Here is a 21,202-nt window from a genome sequence, read left to right on the forward strand (position 1 = left end):
TCTCCCCGATCTTGGCAAACAAAATGATATTCTTTCTCCTATCCCACAGTTATCGAATTCTAACGTCATAATTCGTTATACTTTGCTCACATTTTTTCGCGGCTCTCTCTTTTTATGTCTCAACTTCCCATCGATAGCTATCAAAGTACTTTCCATCAACAGATCGCCGATTCTCACCTTGTTGTAGAAGCTGAAACCGGTTCGGGTAAATCAACGCGTTTGCCAATTTGGGCATCTCAACATGGGCGTGTGCTGGTGGTTGAGCCAAGAAGAATCGCTTGTACATCGTTAGCTAAGTTTCTAGCGAAAGAGTCGGGTGAGAAGCTGGGCAGCAAAGTGGGTTACGCCATCAAGCTTGAAGCACAATACAATGAGCAGACTGATGTAGTGTTCGTTACGCCCGGGATTGCCTTGCGTTGGTTAGCGGAAGATGGGTTAGCGAGTTTTGATGTAATTGTGGTGGATGAATTTCACGAAAGGCGTTGGGACATCGACTTGCTGGTGGCGATCCTCAAGCAGAAGGCGAGCCACCGTTTGGTCATCACATCGGCAACCATCGAAGGGGAGCGCCTCGCTGGTTATCTGCAAGCGAACAGGATCAGTTGTGAGGGACGAACTTATCAGGTTGATATCGAGCACAGAGCAAATGAATCTAGGGCTTTGCCAGATAGTCGGCATCTAGAGCAACGCATCGCTGAAGAGGTGAATCATCAACTTATAGCATCTCACGGCGATATCTTGGTTTTCCTTCCCGGCAAGAAAGAGATTGTGCAGTGTGAGCAAGCGTTGGCAAAACATCCGGATCTGCAAGTTGTTAAATTGCATGCCTCGGTGAGTGACAAGGAGCGAGACCTCGCGTTATCTGGTCGCAATACGGGTAACGAAAGTGGTAATAGAAACGATGGCAGAGGCTTGCGAAAGGTCATTCTCGCAACCAACGTGGCTGAAACCTCGCTAACCATTCCCGATATCGGTGTGGTGATCGATTTTGGATTGGAAAGAAGAACGGTTCAACGTAATGGCAGAACTACCTTGATGCTGAAATCCATATCACGCGCGAGTGCCAAGCAACGTGCTGGGCGTGCGGGTAGGGTAATGGACGGTGTTTGTGTTCGTTTTTACGGTGAGCATGCGGCATTAGAATTAGTCACGCCACCAGAATTGCAGCGTGAAGAGCTGACTGAGCCGATGTTGGCAGCGGCATGCAGTGGCTTCACTTTGGAGAGTTTGTCTTTCCTCGATCCCATTCCAGAAAAGTCGTTACACAGCGCAACACAAACTTTGCTGACGATGGAAGCGATTGACCACGACCATCAAATTACCGAGCACGGCAAAAAGCTATACCCACTGCCGATTGATGCCTTGTATGCCGATATTGTTACCCGTATTAAAACCAAAGCATTGAAAGAGGCGATGGTCGATCTCACCGCCGCATTGTCTGTGCCTGCTCGTTTATATCAGTTACCCAATAATGCTGAACATTTGGAAGCGCTCGCTCAGCAAGAAAAAGAGGGCTGTGATTTAACCTTGTTGATTCAGATTGTGCGTGGTTGTGATTATCCACACCTAGAAATCGACCAACAAGCTTTGGCGGAAGCACAAGGGCTTGCCGAGCAAATGCGTGAAGTGTTTGAGCTCCCTCAGTTGGAAGTTGCCTCTCGTTATCAACGTACCGCTCTACTTGAAACCATCATTAAGCTGCATCCTGAATTGGTGTTTGTGCGCCGTTTAAAAAGAAGAGAGGCGTTTGCTAACGGGTCACTAGAGGTAGTACTTGGTCGTCAGCATCGTTTTCCTGATAACGCGCAGGCTATGTTGGTGTTGGATACTCACAGCCTCCCTGGGCGAGGGGTTAAGCAGACACTGACTCTCGCAACGACCACAGCACCGCTTACGCTCGATCTGATGGTCGAGGCGGAACTTGGCGAATGGCAACAGGGTGAAACTATGGTCAATGATGATGGTGTGTTTACCGAGATGGATTTGGTGTACGCAGGTCGCACAATCACGACAAAACTGGTTGCTGCAGAAGGTCAGTTGTCTTTAAAACCTATCGTGGATCTGGTGGTAAGTGGTACTCAGCTTCCTGGTTTTGCTGAGGCTCGCACTCGAGAGATCAAGCATTGGCAGCTGTACGTCAAACTTGGGCTGGATGAGCAAACCAAGTTTACCTCCGATATCGAGCAACTGAGTTTTGAATCGTGGTTTATTGAGCAGCTTGAAGTGCTAGGAGTTACCGATGTCAGTGAACTCGAAATGTTTGACGCATCGGACATTCCTTTTGAAGGTATTCCTAGTTGGCTATATACACAGTTCGCTGAAAAGTACCCGTTTTCGCTCACTCTTGCTGACTTGAACTTGGAGGTTGAGTACCTTGTTGGAAGAAAGCTGATTTACGTTCATTATCAGTCGGGTAGTAGAAAATCACCGCCGAAAAGATGGGAATTACCGACTTGGTCTGGCTGGCGTATTCAGTACAAAAAGGCGAGCCGAATTATTGATATAAAATAGATAGATAAGTTTTATCTTCAAAATATTAATCAAATAGGCGCATATATGATTTTTCAGTGGTGATTATGTTACAAATTTGATTTTTATATGCCATTTTAACCAATCAAAAGGTCATAAAAGACCATTCTTCTATATCCTATTGCTATAAAGAAAGAGTTGATAGATATTGAGTATATTGTGTTGCCAAAGTGTCGGGGGACATCATGGATAATCAGAAAGAGACGCGTGTAGAGTTTGATTACACAACTTTTCTTGGCGCCTCGTGCAGTAAAAAATGGACTTTTCTGGAAGCACTTACCACTATCGCTCCAGTGTTCAGTACCGTTTGGCGAGACAGCATCAAAGAGCTAGCAAGCCCAGAAGATCGCTTATGGCAAATGGCACTAAAATCGATGTCTACACGTAAGAGTGATGAATCGAACATCGTTACTTTGCTTAAGCTTGCCAAATTAGAAGGCATCAATGAGCTCAAAGTAGTGATGCCATATTCTCTTGAAGAAGAGCAGATCGAATACATCGAATCGCGTAGTCATTTAGTGATTGCAGGTAATACTGGAGAAGAATTTACTATTCAACTGTAAGCCTTGTACCAGTGAGAGCGATGCTCAAACAAGACTGAAATTATATGTAAAAAGGGCCTCAATATTGAGGCCCTTTTTGTATCGTAACGGTGTTTAAATCAACAAGATGATTAATCGATTAGCCCGTAGTCAGCACGCAATACGTCGATGATCTCTTGTTTAGGGTTTTCGCTCAGTACAATCTCAGCGCCAGTAATCTTTGCTGCGATATCAAGGTAAGTGCGCGAAAGAGACATCAGGGCATCCAATGGCAATTCATTGTCACGCGCTAGCGCTTCACGCTCTGGCATACGCTCTTTATTCAGCAGAATATCGGCATCAGGGAAGTAGTTAAGTAGGAACTGACGGAAACCTTCTTTTGAGTTTTCAACGATGTTGCCATTGTTGTATTGCTCTGTATCCCAGATACGAGATGAGTCAGGTGTGCCCACTTCGTCCATGTAGATAAGCTTCTCTTTGCCTTTTGCATCGTTCACGTAACCAAACTCAAACTTGGTATCAACGAAGGTTTGGTCTACTTTCTCTAACGCGTCACTGATGACGTTAAAGCCTTCTTTCAATAGCTTCTCGTAGTGCGCGATATCGCTCTCTTGTGAGAAGTTAAATGCTGCAAAGTTATCTTGGATGTTCTGACGCGTGATGTTTACATCGTCCGCTTCTGGTACACCAGGAATGCCTTTCAAAATACCTTTAGTTGAAGGAGTGATAAGAAGCTCTGGTAGTTTCTTGTCTTTCTCTAGACCTTCAGGCATTTCGATACCACAGAATTCACGCTCACCATGTGCGTACGCACGCCACATAGAACCTGTGATGTACTGACGACAAATCGCCTCAATCATTACTGGGCGAGCTTTTTGTACAATCCATACGAATGGGTGAGGGATATCAAGAATATGGCTGTCAGCAAGACCGTTGTCTTTAAAAAGCTTGAACCAATGGTTAGATATAGCATTAAGCGCAGCGCCTTTACCAGGAACACCTTTCAGGTTGCCTTCACCACGCCAGATACAATCAAATGCAGAGATACGGTCACTGATCACCATGATAGCTAACGGAGCATCAGGTGCTACGTCGTAGCCTTTCTCTTTAATTAGTCGTTGGCTATCTTCTTCAGTTAACCAGTAAACCGAACGAACCTTGCCACTGTGGACAGGTTTATCAGTGCGGATTGGGAGGTCATCATTTACGGCAAGAACTTGATCAGCGAGGCTCATTTAGACATTCCTATCTTTTATCAAACGTCATACAGAGAAGTGCAATGTGCACATGATTAGACGGGCATTATACCCAATCTAACGTTTGCTTCCAGAGAAAAAGCAAACGTTTGCTAAATCTGCTAATCAAATAAAAACCCCTGCCTAACTATCCACCAAATTTAAGGCGAAATGTAGGGCAGGGGAAGGCAGTATATTTGGACTATATTACTGAGCTATCTAGTAGCGCTATGTTGTTTAGTGAATGCGCTCTGAGTTGGAATCCATGAAGAAAACCTCACACTGGAAGCGCATACCTAATGTTCTTAAGTACTGTTGGCTAAATTGATCAATTGATGCGCTAGCAACGATCGCACTCGCATTCTTAGAGCGGATCGCTTTCTCTACTGTTTCAGCTTCGGTCATTTGGTGAGAAGCTTTCATGTGAATAACGCGGTCGCAGCATACGTTATGCTTCTGCAGCTGCTTAGCGGATGGTCTTGGCGTTTGAGCCGTAAATAGTAGCCATTGATGTTGATTGGACAGCAACGCCATTTTTGCAAATAACGCTTCATCAGTTGAATGATGAGCTGAGCGAGAAGCTGATGCAAATGCGCCGTGAATTAGCGGGCTAGAGTGTTGTGCTTTAACGTGTGCTTGAATCATTTTGCTGTCCTTATATACATGCTGTATGTGTATACAGTAGTTTTTGTTGCTTATAAGATCAAGCGCTTTTTGCGGGATTATTGGACGATTTCTTAGAGTGAAATGAAGTTTGTGATTATAAGTCTATGAAATTAATTGATAAATTAAATTTGAATGATTTTTCCGTTTTTCTCAAAAATGGAAAAAAGTGTGAGCTTTATACAGGTGTATACAGTAGTTTTCTGTAAAAACCAGTGTATACACCTGTATAGAAGATAAGAAGATAAGAAGATAAGAAGATAAGAAGATAAGAAGATAAGAAGATAAACGCTGGGCACAAAAAAAGCGCCTAAGGCGCTTTCTTATATTTCAATGGTGTAGCTTATCTCAGTGTTGCTTGGGAGATTTTTGCTCTCATTTCCATCTCACCAATATTGAACTGGCGAACATCCATGGTCGCGATATCATTGCAATCTTTACATGCATGATGGCACTTACCATCTAGGTAGTCGTGCTTTTTTACTAGGCTTGGCTTTTTGCACCAATCACAAACGCCTTCTATTGTGAACATATTCTCTCCTCACCTGTTTAAGTCAGGTGTATTTTCGGCGCAAATTATGACACAACAGAGACCTATTAGTTAATAGTTTGTTACTCGTTTTTGAGAAGGTGATCGATTGCAACACTAATAAAATCGATATCTCTGTGAGATGGAAAGATAAAGGTGTGTAGTTGTTTACGATTTTGTAACACTTTGTAAGATCGTTTTTAGCGCACTGTTCAAACGTTTCATTTCTTCGTCACATCCCTGACCATCAGGGTGATAAATCTTTGATAGTTGTTTATATCTCACCTTAATACTTTTCTGACTAGGAAGAGAGCTTGGCGTGTAGCCAAATAGTGCACAGGCTAACTGTAAATTGTTCGAACTTTTTTGGCCTTTTTGTTTCTTCAATTCGTTGAACATGGTCTGCAATTGACGTTTTTGCTGCTTAATGGCGCGGTTCTTCTCGCTCAGTTGCGCTTCGAGTGCCTGCTTCTGCGTTCCCAAGTCACTCGATTTCAGAATCTCTCTTTTTCGCGAGATCACCAAAGTCGCGCTGATACTCACGATAACAATCAGTAACGCCAATGCCGTACCAATCATATAGTCAGAGCCACTTAGGTTAGAGCTGAAGAGGTTAGAACTGGAGAGGTTAGATTGCACTTGGTTAGATTGCACTTGGTTAGATTGCATTTGCTGAGATGCTCCCTGACTGTTGTCTATTTCAGAGCCGATACCCTCGTCGAGCTGTTCGATTGAAGAGATCTGTTTTGCACGTTGTTGGTTGAACTGTGCTTCAAGAACACGGTTGTAGCCATCTTCCGCGTCTGGGTTGTTTGGCAACGCTGCTTCATACCAAAGTTGTGCGGAGTCTAGTGGGCTGAGTAGCTCGTGTTCTGGGGAAGATTCGTAGAGCTTGGCGATTTCTAGTGTCGCTCGCTTGTTCCCTTGCAATGCGGTTTTGATAAACCATTCCAAGGCTAATTTGTTATCGGGCTCACCACCCGTTCCGGCCAAGTAAAGCTCAGCCAATCTGAACTGTGCATCTGCATTGCCGTTTTCCGCGGATTGTGAATACCAATAGAATGCGTCATCGATGTTTTTAGAGACGCCTATCCCTAATTCATACGCTTGTGCTAATTGATATTGTGATGCCGAGTCTTTAGGTGATGGATCTGCTGCGCTACGTTCTTCACTGTTATTTGCCGCGTGGGCGAGGGAGGAAAGCAATAAAACAAGGGCTAGAAGCAGTGTTCTCAGGGGCGATGATGTTAGAAAGTTGGATAGGATAAGCAAAAGATAAGTCTCGTAAAAAGCCCAGTGCCGATATCAGTATCAAGACGCTATGTAGTGAATAGTAAAGTCGTACAGCTTTGAATCAGCCATACCACAGACAAGCAACTATATAGCGGTTATTTCAATAGATAAAGGAGACTGGGCTTTAATCGTGCTACTTAAGTGGCAAGATTTGAATCTCTACACGGCGGTTACAAGCACGGCCTTGAGACGTGTTGTTGTCGCATAGTGGGTAACGTTCGCCGTTACCACGAGCAATGGCACGGCCTGCCGCTACGTCTTGAGAGATCAAGAATGCACGAACAGATTCAGCACGGCGCTCAGAAAGGATTTGGTTCGTCGACTCACTGCCAGTACTGTCAGTGTGACCTTCGATTACTAGGCTAGTGTCTGGGTATTCAACTAGGATACGTGCAACACCACGAAGTGTGTTGTGAATGCTTGATTCAAGCGCGTAAGAACCAGAATCGAAACCAATGCCGTTTTCAAGGCGAAGTAGAAGTTGGTTTTCGCCAACACGCTCTACCTGAACACCTGAGTTCATCAGTTCTTCACGAAGTGCCGCTTCTTGTCGGTCAAAGTAGTAACCAATACCACCGCCAACAGCAGCACCGCCGGCAGCACCAATAAGAGCACGTTTACCACGGTCTTTAGAGTCACCGGTAGCAGCACCAGCAACGGCACCAGCGATTGCACCAATTAGAGCGCCTTGAGTTGCAGAGTTAGTCTCAGATTCGCCAGTAGTAGCGTTTTGGCGTTGAGTTGCCTGACAACCCGTAAGTGCGACAGTAATCGCTAGGGCTAGTGTGATTTTTTTCAACGTATTTTCTCCATCATGTACTTCTGTCAAACGTATGGATTACGAATGACAAACATATAGTCCTGTAGGTCCTATTGATGGTTTTTATCAATACGCTGAAGCAATGTAAAGCGGCTCTATGATTTAGATATCTTTTTAGGTGCCTGTGCCCCAGCAACTGGTCGATTAACAGACAATTTACGGCCTTTCTTCAAGCCAACTTCGTAATCAGCGGTGAGATTTTTCATCGCCTCTTTAAGTTGTTGTTTGAAGGTTTCGCGGTCGATATTTTTGAACTCTTTATCGATGTAGTTATTGATTTTGTTGTTCGACTCGTCGTCTGGTGTGATCGTCGGTAGTTTTTCAAGCGCACCTTCAACCCAACCTGATACAAAGGAATTCACGCGACGGGTTACTTCTAATGTACCCGTACCAGACCCCGCAAAGCTGTTGCGGAATTGGCCAGTATGTTCATTCAGTTCACGATAGATGATATCGAAAGCAAAGGCTGCAAAGATGGCACGATCGGCTTCACCGATGAACTCTACACGCTTGAGACCTTTATGGTTCAGCAGTACAGCTTCTACGCCAAATTTAGTGTTGATACCACGAATAACACGCAGCAGTGTTGAGCTGATATTTGCGGGTAATAGGTGCGTGGATTGAGTCTTGCCCATCTTGATAAATTCAATATCGTCTTTTTCGAGACCATATTTCAGCATCAAGTTATGCGCCATTTTGATTGCATTGGCAGCTTCATTGACGTTAGCAGAATTACCAAGCTCAAGACACTTAGCTATTTTCTTTAGGGCTTTTTTCTTATCCATCGACTACTTAATCATTACCGCAAATTTTGAAAAGTCCGACATTTTACATGTTTTGGCGGGTAACAGAAAGCAAAACTCACTCAGTGGGCGAGTTGGGTTCGTAACAATTAATTAAGCAAAACGGACTTTGGAGCATAAACAAAAACGCCATCAAGAAGATAGATGGCGTTAGTGACAGGGTTTTTGGTAATGACTAGAGGATTCGCAAACTAGATACCCAGTTCATCAAGCAGATCGGCTGCTGAATCATTGCCTGAGCTTTGTGTTGGCTTATTATCTTCCTGCATCTTTTTCTGAGTTGCTTCAAGAATGCTGTCTGGACACTCGTCTTCTGCAATCTCAAATTCTTCTAGTTGGATGAACTCTGTTTTGTCCATAGCCAACTCAAGGTAGAAGATATTGTTGTTTTCAGTTGAGAAGGTCACACGACGCGCTTGTGGACGATCGAGATTGGTATCAACAGAAAGGTTTACTTGCTTGTTCAGTGCCAGCATTTTCGGTTGGTTTTGAGTGATGTTGGTTTGCAGCTCTTTGCGGATCTTATTAGTGAAGTCACCAACTAGCTGGTTCATTAATTCACCTAGTACGTCACCCACTTCATCAGATGTATGTAGCACAGCCAGTTCATTTTCCGGCATGCCCATGTTACGCATGTAATTGGTGTAGATCTCTAATGCGGCTTTCGACGTAAAATTGATAACAACAAGACCAGAAAAGCCGCCGTCAAATAGAACGAAGCAGCCAAAATCTGGCTTTAGGCTTGTCTTATTGATCTTTTGAACCATGGCTGAATAGGACACCTGAGAAGCCGTTGCTGATGTAAGTACGCTTGAGACTGATTGGCATAGCTTAAGAAGAATATCTTCAGTGGTGACTGTTTTATTTTTTTTCATTTTGATGTGCTCGTGGAGATGTCTTAAACAAAATGTTATTCAATATATTGTTACTGAATTAAGACGAAAGTGACTATTTCTCCATTCTTGCACTGAGATTCTGATTTGATCACCTTTTTATATGATCTTAATAGTAGTAAAGTGACGAAATTCAAAGAAAATTATTAAAAATCTCAGATAACCCAATGCTGATAGGATCAGCGAAGTAGGGGCAGGAAGCAAATGTTACCAAGACTTCAACTCAATGCTGATGTCGATCCAGTTGTTGTACGCTTTTTAGATGAACTAAAAACAGCGGGCTTTACTGGCGACATTGAATCTCAATATTCTAGCCGTTTGGCGGTCGCGACTGATAACAGTGTCTATCAGCAATTGCCCCAAGCTGTCATTCTTCCCAAAACAACACACGACGTTGTGCTTATCGGTAAAGTGGGTTCTAAATCTGCTTATGAACGCGTAACTTTTTCTCCTCGTGGTGGCGGTACCGGAACCAATGGACAATCCTTAACTAAAGGGGTTGTGGTTGATTTATCACGCTACATGAATCAGGTTCTGGAAATTAATGAGAAGGAAGGTTGGGTACGAGTTCAGTCGGGCATCGTTAAAGACCAATTGAACGATGCGGTTCGCCCTTACGGTTACTTTTTCTCTCCCGACCTTTCGACCAGTAACCGGGCGACACTTGGTGGCATGATCAATACTGATGCATCAGGCCAAGGGTCATTGAAGTACGGTAAAACGTCTGATCACGTGTTGTCTTTGCAAGCGGTATTCGCCGATGGTTCGTGCTTAGAATCTGATTTATCACATGGTTTACCGGAAGAGGGCGAGTTTGCGCATCATGCGCTTGCGGTAACCGAAGCGGTATGTCGTGAAAAACGCGCTCAAATCCTCGATAAATTCCCACCATTGAACCGCTTTTTGACGGGCTACGACCTTAAGAATGCTATCAATGATGATGACAGCTTTGACCTTACTCGTGTGCTATGTGGCGCAGAAGGCTCTTTAGCATTCATTACTGAAGCAAAGCTAAATCTAACCCCAATCCCGAAAGCGCGAACTCTGGTTAACGTGAAATACAACACGTTTGATTCTGCCCTGCGTAACGCACCGTTCATGGTTGAAGCGAAGGCTCTCTCTGTAGAGACGGTCGATTCAAGAGTATTGAACCTAGCGAAACAAGACATTGTTTGGCATACCGTGAGCGACCTGCTGACGGACGTTCCTAACAAAGAGATGCTTGGCATCAACATGGTTGAGTTTGCGGGCCAAGATGAAGCGGAAGTTGAACAGCAAGTTCAATCGCTGACAGCCAAACTTGAAACTATGGTTGAGAGCGAAGAAGCGGGCGTGATTGGCTTCCAAGTATGCAGCGATTTGGCGAGCATTGGTCGAATCTACAACATGCGTAAAAAAGCGGTAGGCCTATTAGGTGCGGCGAAAGGTCGTGCTAAGCCAGTCGCTTTTGCTGAAGATACTTGTGTACCACCTGAAAATTTGGCTGACTTCATCGCTGAATTTAGAGTGCTACTTGATTCGAAAGAGCTGAATTACGGCATGTTCGGTCACGTTGATGCGGGTGTTCTACACGTCCGTCCGGCACTTGACCTATGTGACCCAATGCAAGAAGCCTTAATGCACGAAGTCTCTGATGAAGTGGTTAAGCTGGTGGCGAAATACGGTGGCTTAATGTGGGGTGAGCACGGTAAAGGCTTCCGCTCTGAGTACGGTCCTGACTTCTTCGGTGAAGAACTGTTTACCGAGCTTCGACGTGTTAAAGCGGCATTCGACCCACATAATAAGATGAACCCAGGCAAGATCTGTACACCTTTAGAAAGTGACGCTGAGTTGGTGAAAGTGACCGACACCAAGCGTGGCTTTTATGATCGCCAGATCGACGTTCAAGTGCGCGACAGCTTTAAGCAAGCAATGGAGTGTAACGGTAACGGCTTGTGCTTCAACTACGACACGAGCTCGCCAATGTGTCCTTCTATGAAAGTCACTGCTGACCGTCGCCATTCACCAAAAGGTCGTGCTGGTTTAGTCAGAGAGTGGTTACGTCAGCTAACTGAGCAAGGCGTGGATATTCTCGATTTAGAGCAAGAAGCGCTTAAAGATGATACTCCGGTCAAAACTATGGTTGAGCGCGTTCGTAACACCATGAACAAACGCCACGAGTACGATTTCTCGCACGAAGTACATGAAGCGATGAATGGTTGTCTTGCATGTAAAGCGTGTGCGAGCCAATGTCCAATCAAAGTTGATGTACCAAGTTTCCGCTCACGATTCTTAAATATCTATTACTCACGCTATCAACGACCAGCGAAAGATTACTTGGTGGCTAACATTGAAACCATGCTGCCACTAATGGCGAAAGCGCCAAAGGTCGTTAATGCTGCATTGGGGCAAAAGTGGGTTCAATCTGCAACAGCGAAAACAGTCGGTTATGTCGATGCACCACTGATGTCGGTGCCTACGCTCAAAAATCGTCTGGCAAGCAAAGAGCTGCAACTTTTTGATATTCAATACCTAGAAGGGCTCTCTTCGGAAGAGAAGAAACAGCACGTGTTGATCGTTCAAGACCCGTTTACCAGCTTCTATGATGCAGAGGTGGTTGAAGACTTCGTCACTCTGGCTCAAAAGCTTGGCAAAACACCAGTGCTACTGCCGTTTAAACCAAATGGTAAGGCGCTGCACATCAAGGGCTTCTTAAGTCGTTTTGCGCGCGAGGCGAAATCCACTTCTGATTTCTTGTCGATGGTCGCAGATATTGGTATTCCACTCGTGGGTGTGGATCCAGCTTTGGTACTTTGCTATCGCGACGAATATGTCGAGATCTTAGCGGATAAGCGTGGTGACTTTGATGTGCTCACTGTTCATGAATGGTTATTACCATCGCTCGGTGACTATGAAGCGCGCTCTGCAAGTGAAGAGATGTGGTATTTATTTTCTCACTGTACCGAGAAAACCAAGATGCCAAATGCTGAAAAAGAGTGGGGCGCTATCTTCCAACACTTTGGAGCAGCCCTTACTAGCGTACCTGTAGGCTGTTGTGGCATGGCGGGGACGTTCGGACATGAAGTCGATAAGTTACAAATGTCGAAAGACATCTTCGGTTTAAGTTGGAAGCCAAGGATGCAAGACTTACCAAAAGAGCGCTGTTTAGCGACCGGATACTCTTGCCGTAGCCAAGTTAAGCGTTTTGAAGGTGAGAAGCTCGCCCACCCATTACAGGCACTCGCACAAATTCTTTAAACTATTTAGCCCAGCAATTGCTGGGCTTTTTTCTGAACTAACAATGGAATTGTTAATAAGGAAAGCTATGAAATTTCTTGAGTTGAAAGTCCCACCAGTTGCTCTGTTTATATTGGTTTTAGTCGCCTCTTATTTCAGTGCGCAACAGTTGAGTACAGGCGCGATCGGGATGCCGTTTAAGTTCATCATTCTTGGTGTCGGAATCGTTTTGAGCGGCGTTATTGGATTAGCTGGTGTTTGGGAGTTTCGAAAACAGAAAACGACCGTTAATCCAATTAAAGTCGAAACCGCCTCTACCGTCGTTGATAGCGGGGTTTTTGGATACACGAGAAACCCAATGTATTTAGGCCTTTTCATTTTACTGTTCTGCTTTGGTTATTTCTTCCAGAATATTTTCAGCGTCTTGCTGAGTTTTGCTTTTGTTATCTACATGAATCAGTTCCAAATCAAACCAGAAGAGCGAGCGCTAGAGCAATTATTCGGTGCCGAATATGTTGATTACAAACAAAAGGTTAGACGTTGGGTGTAACAAACCTCCTTAAAGCAAAGCTACAACGTAAAAATGTTACCATTTAATCGATACCTATCACACTTAGTTATAAATTTGGTTTTATATCTACCTTTTATAAAATAGCTTATCCACATTATTAAAATAAATAAAAGGCTAGGTAATGAAATTTGTTCAGGCTAAATGGTTGTCGTTAGGCTTTTGTGCAGTGGGTCTGTCTTCAACATCGGCGTTGGCAGATGTTTCAGCTCGAATTATAAACGGTAAAGAAGCAACACAAGGTAATTGGCCATTTATGGCTGCGCTAGTCTCAAGAAACGTGAACGCTTATGACGGTCAGTTTTGTGGTGCGAGCTTGATTGGTGAGAGATATGTCCTCACGGCTGCTCACTGCGTAGACGGTAATGGTCGTGAAGATCTCGATGTGGTGATTGGCGTATCCAACCTCTCTGCTTCTCAAGCTGCACAACATAGATACACTGTTGAGAATATTTATGTACATCAATACTATAACTCTAAAGCCAAAGGTAATGATATAGCGATTATCGAGTTAGTCGATAAGCCATCGGAATCTGTGGTTAATCTCGTTGACGGTTATGTTCGCGATAACCTCAATGATGGCCAGATGCTAACTGTGATGGGCTGGGGAGATCAGGACCCATCAGATGGTTCCGTATCTAAGAGTGAGCTGTATCAGGTGGATGTTCCTTTAGTTAACCAGCATGAATGTAATAGTGTCTATGGCGTTGTTGGCAGTGATGCATTCTGTGCGGGTTACAGAGACGGTGGTTATGACTCTTGTCAGGGTGACAGTGGTGGTCCAATCGTTGTGTCGACAAATGGAATATATGAGCAACTGGGCATTGTAAGCTGGGGTAAAGGCTGTGCACAGGCCAACGCTTACGGAGTCTATACTAATATTAGTTACTTTGATGATTGGATTAATGAACAGAAAGCGGGTTTTAGTTATCGTCAAATGGAAATGTTAGGTGCAAGATTATTGGCGCCGATCTCACATACTTTTGAATTTACCAACAAATCAGATCAAAATATCGAAGTGAATCATGTTTCTCCTGTACCTTATTACGACACCGTTATAACGGACAACGGATGTAGCACTTTAACAGCAGGACAAAGCTGTGAAGTAGTGGTGACTTATAACCTAAACTCAATTGGCGAACATAAGTTTGGAATTAATGTTGACACTGATTCACTATTGGGCACGGTCACATCAACGGCTTCTGTAATCGGAGCGAGATCTGTAACGAATACTGTGAACTCTTATGTCAGTATACCAAACAGTGGTGTCTACAGCACACAAGCGTGGGGTATCGAAGGAGCAACAATCGTCTCTCCATCAATAGGTAATAGTGAATCGACAATGTTGGTTGTTGAGGGTATCCCTACAGGTACGGTCTCTTTCGATATTACATTATCGTCTGAAATGGATCATGATTACGTTAAGTACTACCTCAACGGAGAAGAATTCGATAAAGAATCGGGTGAGCTTTCTGGCTCGGTGAACCTACCGTTGGTTCGAGATGCTAATAATAGTTTTATGATTAAATATGTGAAAGATTGGTTTGGTTCTGATGGGGACGACAGAGTTACGATTACAAACTTTGCGTATACCGATGAGATAAAGATATCTAAAGCTGAAGGAACTCAAAACGCAAAAAGCTCTGGGGGCGGCAGCGGTGGTTCTCTGGCTTGGCATTGGTTATTTGTGCTTTTAGGCGGCGTGATCGTGCGTAAGTCATTTTCACCAATGAAGATGAAAGGTGATCAGTAGGCTGCACTACTTGCGCTAGCTTAAGATTGATAGCCAAATTATCAACTGTAGTTAAACGCGAAAAGCCCAGCTGGATGAAATCAGCTGGGCTTTGTTGATCTGAATTTACGGTTATAGCTATCTCCAATTTCCGTTTCTAACTTGGTATCAATCAGTTCCAAATCAAACCAGAAGAGCGAGTACTAGAGCAATTATTCGGTGCCGAACATGTTGTTTACAAAAAAGATGTTAGACGTTGGGTCTGATTTACTCTGTGGGGTAATGAGTTAACTCACTACTAATACCCGTTACGTTTTCAAGGTAAGCCATATTTTGATGTGCTTACCGTTTATATTTATTCTTTATCAAATAACCTGCCCGCCATTATTAAAACAAATGAAAGGTTAGGTAATGAAAGTTATCCAGACAAAATGGCTGCCATTAAGTATTTGTGCGGTTGGCCTCTCTTCAATGCCAGTGTTGGCAGATATTTCTCCTCAAATTATCAATGGTAACGAAGCAGCAAAAGGTAGCTGGCCATTTATGGTCGCGCTTGTTTCAAAAAATGTGGATGCCTACGAAGGGCAGTTCTGCGGTGCAAGTTTCATTGGTGAGCGATATGTACTCACAGCAGCGCACTGTATCGAAGCAAGCAGCAACCAAGATTTTGAGGTTGTCATTGGTGTCTCTGATCTTTCTTCGCCCGACGTAGAGCAGCACCGCTATTCTGTTGAGCAAATATATGCTCATGGAAGTTATACTCAAGAGCCTGCGAGTAATGACATCGCCATTATTGAGCTTAGCGAAAAACCTGCGGAACCTACCGTCAGTCTTGTCGATGGTTATGTTCGTGATAACTTGAATGCAGGTCAGATGTTAACCGTCATAGGTTGGGGTGATCAGAATTCATCAGAAGAGCAATACTCATCTACGAGCCAGTTGCATCAAGTGAATGTTCCGTTAGTTAGTCAGAGAGACTGTAACCTTGGTCAAGGAGATGGATATTCAGATATTGGCGCTGATGCTTTTTGTGCCGGTTACAAAGAAGGCGGCCGCGATTCATGTAGCGGGGATAGCGGTGGCCCAATCATGATATCTACCAATGGTCACTACGAACAGTTAGGTCTTGTGAGTTGGGGAGAAGGTTGCGCTCAGCCAGAGGCATACGGTGTCTACACCAACATAAGCCACTTTGCTGACTGGATAGGTAAGAAGACGGCAGGCTTTAGCTACCAAACTAAGGTGATGCTAGGCGCTCGACCTTTGGGACCGATTGAACACAAGTTTGAATTTACGAACAAATCTGATCAAGAGATTAACGTAACCAACGTATCTTTGGCTGCTGGTACAAACGATCCTATAACCTACAATGGTAGTGCGATTATAAAGAGCAATAGTTGTGCGACGTTATCACCGAATGAAGGGTGTGATGTGGTTGTAAGCTACAACATAGACTCAGTGGGTAACCATGATTTTGGTATCAAGGTGTCAACCGACTCACTAGCGGGTGTAGTGACATCAAGGGCGTATGCTATTGGCGCGAATGAGGTTTCTAATACGGTGAATTCACTCGTCACGATACCTAAGAATGCAGTCTACAGCACAGAAGCTTGGGATGTTGAAGGGGATACGATAGCGTCACCGGATATTGGTAATAGCCAGTCCACCGCATTCATTGTCGACGGGATCCCAGCTGGTACCGTATCTTTGGATCTCACTGTCTTTTCTGAAGCAGATCGTGACTACATGGAGATCTACATTAACGGCTTTGAAGTCGGCGTGTTTGCGGGGCAATTATCTGGGACTGTTGAAATGCCAATGGCGAGAGCTAAAGACAATAGCTTCATGATTGCGTACAGCAAAGATGAGGTGGGTTCTGCAGGGCATGACAGAGTGACCATTAAGAACTTTGCTTATAGTAATGAGATTAAAGAGCTAAGCTTGGTGGAAGATCCAACTACCAAAAAGACAGGTGGTTCAATGGGTTGGTATTGGCTAGCGATGCTGTTGGGTGGCACGATGATGCGTAAGTCACTTTCGTTATCGAAGAGGAAAGGTACTCAGTAAATAGCTGTGACTTAAACCAATATCTATTGTTTAGAATGAAAAAAGCCCAGCTTGAGGATATCAAGCTGGGCTTTTTAATTCTGTGTTGGCTTACTTAAGCGGCAGCTGCGAACTGAGCTAGAAACATCTCTTTGCGCTCGTTGAAGCGGTTTACTAGGTCGTCTACAGAAGCTTGGTCGTATGGCTTAAGGCCGCTTGCTACCATGCGCTTCACGCCTTTACCGACTACTTCGCCATCTTCTTTGAAATCGAAGTTCAGGGTCACGGTGCCACGCTTGCCTTCAACGTCAAAAGTCGCACCAGAGAATTCAACTTCTGGGTGAGAAAGGTCTAGGCGAGTAAACTCAACTTCCATGCTCTCGTAAATCACAAGAGGACGTTGGCAGTTGATCATCATTTGTTGCTCTTCCATAAGAGGAACCATGATGTGAGGGAAGTTCATACCTGAGAACTTAACGTAGTTCGTTACTACGTGCTCGATGAATGCTTGATCGTGGCTCTTCTCACCTTCACAAGACATGTGTAGGTACTCTTTACCATTTGCATCGATAAGTGAGCTCTCTTTTTCACACTTGTTATCAACGCTTAACGCAATACCGTTACCTACCATACCTGAAAAATCAAAACGCATTTTTTGGCTGATGCCTTCTTTTTGCAGAAGAACCGCAAATAAAAGATCGCCAGGAACACAGAAGCGCTTGTTGTCTTCATCGTGAATTGGGTTGAAATCGCCAGCTACTTTTTTAGCAAAGTGGCTTGCTTGTTCACGAGTGAATTGAAATTGATTGTCTTCAGTAGAAAAGTAAGGTGTCAGAAACATAGTATCGCTATTAGTCATCAAATCTGGGGTGGATTATAGCTAACTAACTTCGTTCTAATGGTCTATCCAGTTAACTTTGCATATATATCAGTCAATTAGATAGATACGTTGGATGGTATGTGGCAGTTTTACAGGGGATATGGTGACTGGCTCAATGCAACAAGGGCTAATCGATAGCCCTTGTTTATATGACGTGTTATTTCACGACTTAAAAGCTACACAAAATACCTTCAGGCATTAAGTGGTTGTGCACAGACAATTTGAGCAATAAGTTAGCTTGCTCGATGTCCGGTGCGAAGTAGCGGTCTTTGTCGTAGAAGCTGACTTTTTCACGCAGGATCTGTTTCGCTTCTTCTACTCGAGGTGAAGATAGATTCGGTGCTCTAAAATCCAAGCCTTGCGCTGCCGCTAAATACTCAACTGCCAAGATTCCACGAGTGTTCTCTGCCATGTCACGGAGACGACGACCAGCAAAGGTTGCCATAGACACATGATCTTCTTGGTTAGCGGACGTTGGCAAGCTGTCTACAGAAGCTGGATGAGCCAGTGTTTTGTTTTCACTAGCTAAAGCTGCTGAGGTAACCTGAGCAATCATAAAGCCAGAGTTAACTCCGCCATTGTCGACTAAGAACGGTGGAAGTTTACTTAGCGCGCTATCAATCAGCAGTGCCATTCGACGCTCTGACAAACTACCGATTTCAGCAATGGCTAAGGCTAGATTATCTGCGGCCATAGCAACGGGTTCTGCGTGGAAGTTACCACCCGAAATGATGTCACCATCGTCCGCAAAGACCAGTGGGTTGTCCGATACGGAATTCGCTTCAACCATCAGTGTTTCTGCTGAGTTGCGGATCTGCTGTAGACACGCGCCCATCACTTGAGGCTGACAACGCAGTGAGTAAGGGTCTTGAACCTTTTCACAACACGTGTGTGACTCACCAATTTCACTCTTCTGGTCAAGCAGATGACGGTAAGCAAGCGCAGCGTCCATTTGCCCACGGTGACCACGAACGCGGTGAATACGAGGATCAAATGGGCGGCGGCTACCCAGTGCTGCTTCAACAGACATCGCGCCACATACTGTCGCAGACGCGAACAAGTCTTCTGCTGCGAATAGGCCTTCTAAGGCGAATGCGGTGGATGCTTGCGTACCGTTGAGTAGCGCTAAACCTTCTTTAGGAGCGAGTGTGATTGGCTCTAGTCCCGCGATCTTCATCGCTTCTAAACCAGTAATAATTTTACCGTTGTGACGAGCTTGGCCTTCACCAAGTAGAACGGTACTCATGTGGGCGAGGGGAGCAAGGTCACCTGATGCACCTACCGAGCCTTTTTGTGGCACACAAGGGTAGACCTGCGCGTTCACTAGATCGATAAGGGCATTGATCACTTTGAGTCGGATACCTGAGTAGCCACGAGACAAGCTGTTAATCTTGAGTACCATCATCAAGCGCACGGTTTCGTCAGACATGAACTTACCGATGCCTGCTGCGTGAGAAAGTACGATACTTTTCTGTAGAACTTCGAGATCTTCTGGGGCGATCTTTGTGTTCGCCAGTAAGCCAAAGCCCGTGTTGATGCCATAGACAGTGCGGTCTTCAGCGATCACTTGCTCTACAACCTGCATGCTTGCTTCAATATCTGGAATAGCTGCAGGGTCTAGCGACAAATTCACCGGGCTGCGGCTGATTTTACGCAGTTCAGATAGACCTAGATGCCCTGGTTTAAGTAATAAATTCAACATGTTCTCTCCAGACATTAAAGGCGACGAAGTTCTTCGTTCAGCATAGGTAAATCAAGTTTCTGTTCTTTTGCACACTGTTTAGCAATGTCGTAACCCGCATCTGCATGACGCATAACGCCTGTTGCTGGATCATTGTGAAGTACGCGAGCAATACGCTGTGATGCATCCTCACTGCCGTCACAACAAATCACCATACCTGAGTGTTGCGAGAAGCCCATGCCAACGCCGCCGCCATGGTGTAAAGAAACCCAAGTTGCGCCGCCAGCTGTGTTTAGCAGTGCATTCAATAGAGGCCAATCTGATACGGCATCAGAACCATCCATCATGCCTTCTGTTTCACGGTTCGGACTTGCCACCGAACCTGAATCTAGGTGGTCACGACCGATAACTACTGGTGCTTTCAGCTCGCCATTTTTCACCATTTCATTGAAGGCTTGACCTAAGCGTTCGCGATCTTTCAGGCCAACCCAACAGATACGTGCCGGTAGACCTTGGAACTGAATGCGTTCACGAGCCATATCTAGCCAGTTGTGCAGGTGAGGATTGTCTGGAATCAGCTCTTTTACTTTTTGGTCTGTTTTGTAGATATCTTCTGGGTCACCAGACAGTGCTGCCCAACGGAATGGACCGATACCTTCACAGAACAGTGGACGAATATAAGCAGGAACGAAACCCGGGAAATCGAACGCGTTTTCTACGCCTTTTTCCAGTGCCATTTGGCGAATGTTGTTGCCGTAGTCCACGGTTGCAGCGCCGCGATATTGCAGGTCTAGCATCGCTTGAACTTGAATCGCCATCGATTGTTTAGCTGCCTTAACGACCTTAGCTTCATCAATAGTGCGCTCTTGTGCGGCTTTCTCCATCGTCCAACCTTGTGGCAAATAGCCGTTCAGAGGGTCATGGGCAGAGGTTTGGTCAGTAACGACATCTGGTGTGATGTTTCGCTCTACTAACTCAGGGAAAACATCCGCAGCGTTACCTAGCAGGCCAACAGAAATAGGTGTGTCAGACTCTTTAATAATAGCCATCGCTTCGTCTAGGCTGGTGGCTTTCTTGTCTACATAACCAGTACGCAGGCGGTAATCAATTCGTGATTCATCGCATTCAACCGCAATCATTGAGAAGCCAGCCATGGTAGCTGCAAGAGGTTGAGCGCCACCCATGCCGCCAAGGCCACCGGTGAGTACCCATTTGCCTTTTGCTTCGCCTTGGAAGTGTTTCTTCGCGATAGCGACAAAGGTTTCGTAAGTACCTTGAACGATGCCTTGTGAACCGATGTAGATCCAGCTACCTGCGGTCATTTGGCCGTACATCATCAAGCCTTCTTTATCGAGCTCGTTGAAATGTTCCCAGTTTGCCCAGTGTGGAACAAGGTTCGAGTTAGCGATTAACACGCGAGGTGCGTTTTTATGAGTCGGGAACACGCCTACAGGTTTACCAGACTGAACAAGTAATGTTTGGTCGTCTTCTAAACGCTCTAATACTTCAACAATCTTGTCGTAACATTTCCAATCACGTGCTGCACGACCAATACCGCCATACACAACCAGTGCATGTGGGTGTTCTGCCACATCAGGATCTAGGTTGTTCATTAGCATACGAAGGGGTGCTTCTGTTAACCAAGATTTTGCGCGCAAAGTGGTGCCATGAGGTGCGCGAATTTCGCGAGTCGTGTCGAGACGAGGGTCACTGTTGTGGTGTTCCGTCATTTTGAAATTCCTTCTGTTTCACGTTATATCGTTGTAGTTGTA

General features: G+C 44.8%; 16 protein-coding genes. 6 read left to right on the plus strand and 10 right to left on the minus strand.

From position 1 onward, the window contains the following. Window positions 1–114 precede the first annotated feature (114 nt). A complete protein-coding gene (locus JC606_RS04520) occupies window positions 115–2,511 on the plus strand; it encodes a helicase-related protein (RefSeq protein ID WP_137408590.1) in 2,397 nt (798 codons plus the stop codon). A gap of 203 nt (window positions 2,512–2,714) precedes the next feature. Beyond that, on the plus strand, window positions 2,715–3,092 hold the full coding sequence (locus JC606_RS04525) for a transporter (RefSeq protein ID WP_198778093.1): 378 nt from the start codon (window positions 2,715–2,717) through the stop codon (window positions 3,090–3,092). 110 nt (window positions 3,093–3,202) lie between these two features. On the opposite strand, the gene JC606_RS04530 is transcribed toward JC606_RS04525, so the two are convergent. The 7 genes from JC606_RS04530 to JC606_RS04560 form a co-directional block, all read right to left on the minus strand. Next, the gene (locus tag JC606_RS04530; protein ID WP_198778094.1) at window positions 3,203–4,306 is read right to left on the minus strand and encodes a phosphoribosylaminoimidazolesuccinocarboxamide synthase; all 1,104 of its coding nucleotides are present in this window, start codon (window positions 4,304–4,306) and stop codon (window positions 3,203–3,205) included. Between the two features lie 237 nt (window positions 4,307–4,543). After that, window positions 4,544–4,951, minus strand: a complete 408-nt coding sequence (locus JC606_RS04535) for a SulA-like leucine-rich domain-containing protein (RefSeq protein ID WP_198778095.1) — start codon at window positions 4,949–4,951, stop codon at window positions 4,544–4,546. A 361-nt stretch (window positions 4,952–5,312) separates the two neighbouring features. Further along, entirely contained in the window at window positions 5,313–5,501 is a 189-nt protein-coding gene (locus JC606_RS04540; protein WP_198778096.1) for a hypothetical protein, read from the minus strand. Between the two features lie 165 nt (window positions 5,502–5,666). Continuing rightward, entirely contained in the window at window positions 5,667–6,770 is a 1,104-nt protein-coding gene (locus tag JC606_RS04545) for a J domain-containing protein (RefSeq protein WP_198778097.1), read from the minus strand. 154 nt (window positions 6,771–6,924) lie between these two features. Beyond that, entirely contained in the window at window positions 6,925–7,590 is a 666-nt protein-coding gene (locus tag JC606_RS04550; RefSeq protein WP_137408587.1) for an OmpA family protein, read from the minus strand. Window positions 7,591–7,706: 116 nt separating this feature from the next. Next, window positions 7,707–8,396 (minus strand): DUF2786 domain-containing protein, encoded by a 690-nt coding sequence (locus JC606_RS04555; protein WP_061032746.1) that lies wholly within the window; start codon window positions 8,394–8,396, stop codon window positions 7,707–7,709. A gap of 209 nt (window positions 8,397–8,605) precedes the next feature. After that, a complete protein-coding gene (locus JC606_RS04560; RefSeq protein WP_198778098.1) occupies window positions 8,606–9,289 on the minus strand; it encodes a DUF3334 family protein in 684 nt (227 codons plus the stop codon). Between the two features lie 222 nt (window positions 9,290–9,511). Here JC606_RS04560 and ydiJ point away from each other — a divergent pair, with 222 nt between their 5' ends. The 4 genes from ydiJ (at window position 9,512) to JC606_RS04580 (ending at window position 16,890) form a co-directional block, all read left to right on the plus strand. After that, entirely contained in the window at window positions 9,512–12,544 is a 3,033-nt protein-coding gene (gene ydiJ / locus JC606_RS04565) for a D-2-hydroxyglutarate dehydrogenase YdiJ (protein ID WP_198778099.1), read from the plus strand. Between the two features lie 67 nt (window positions 12,545–12,611). Further along, a complete protein-coding gene (locus JC606_RS04570; RefSeq protein WP_063522195.1) occupies window positions 12,612–13,073 on the plus strand; it encodes a methyltransferase family protein in 462 nt (153 codons plus the stop codon). Between the two features lie 142 nt (window positions 13,074–13,215). Continuing rightward, on the plus strand, window positions 13,216–14,844 hold the full coding sequence (locus JC606_RS04575) for a trypsin-like serine protease (RefSeq protein ID WP_198778100.1): 1,629 nt from the start codon (window positions 13,216–13,218) through the stop codon (window positions 14,842–14,844). A gap of 390 nt (window positions 14,845–15,234) precedes the next feature. Beyond that, on the plus strand, window positions 15,235–16,890 hold the full coding sequence (locus JC606_RS04580; protein ID WP_198778101.1) for a S1 family peptidase: 1,656 nt from the start codon (window positions 15,235–15,237) through the stop codon (window positions 16,888–16,890). Between the two features lie 94 nt (window positions 16,891–16,984). On the opposite strand, the gene JC606_RS04585 is transcribed toward JC606_RS04580, so the two are convergent. From JC606_RS04585 to hutU, 3 genes are all read right to left on the minus strand, one after another. Then, complete coding sequence (locus JC606_RS04585) at window positions 16,985–17,710, minus strand: DUF3581 domain-containing protein (RefSeq protein ID WP_137408584.1); 726 nt, start codon at window positions 17,708–17,710, stop codon at window positions 16,985–16,987. Window positions 17,711–17,918: 208 nt separating this feature from the next. Beyond that, window positions 17,919–19,451 (minus strand): histidine ammonia-lyase, encoded by a 1,533-nt coding sequence (hutH, locus tag JC606_RS04590; RefSeq protein ID WP_102424010.1) that lies wholly within the window; start codon window positions 19,449–19,451, stop codon window positions 17,919–17,921. 14 nt (window positions 19,452–19,465) lie between these two features. Continuing rightward, window positions 19,466–21,160 carry a urocanate hydratase gene (gene hutU / locus JC606_RS04595; protein ID WP_137408583.1) on the minus strand — a complete coding sequence of 565 codons (1,695 nt, stop codon included), beginning with the start codon at window positions 21,158–21,160 and terminating at the stop codon, window positions 19,466–19,468. Window positions 21,161–21,202 lie beyond the last annotated feature (42 nt).

It is taken from the genome of Vibrio sp. IB15 (assembly GCF_016406055.1).
Lineage (GTDB): Bacteria > Pseudomonadota > Gammaproteobacteria > Enterobacterales > Vibrionaceae > Vibrio > Vibrio chagasii.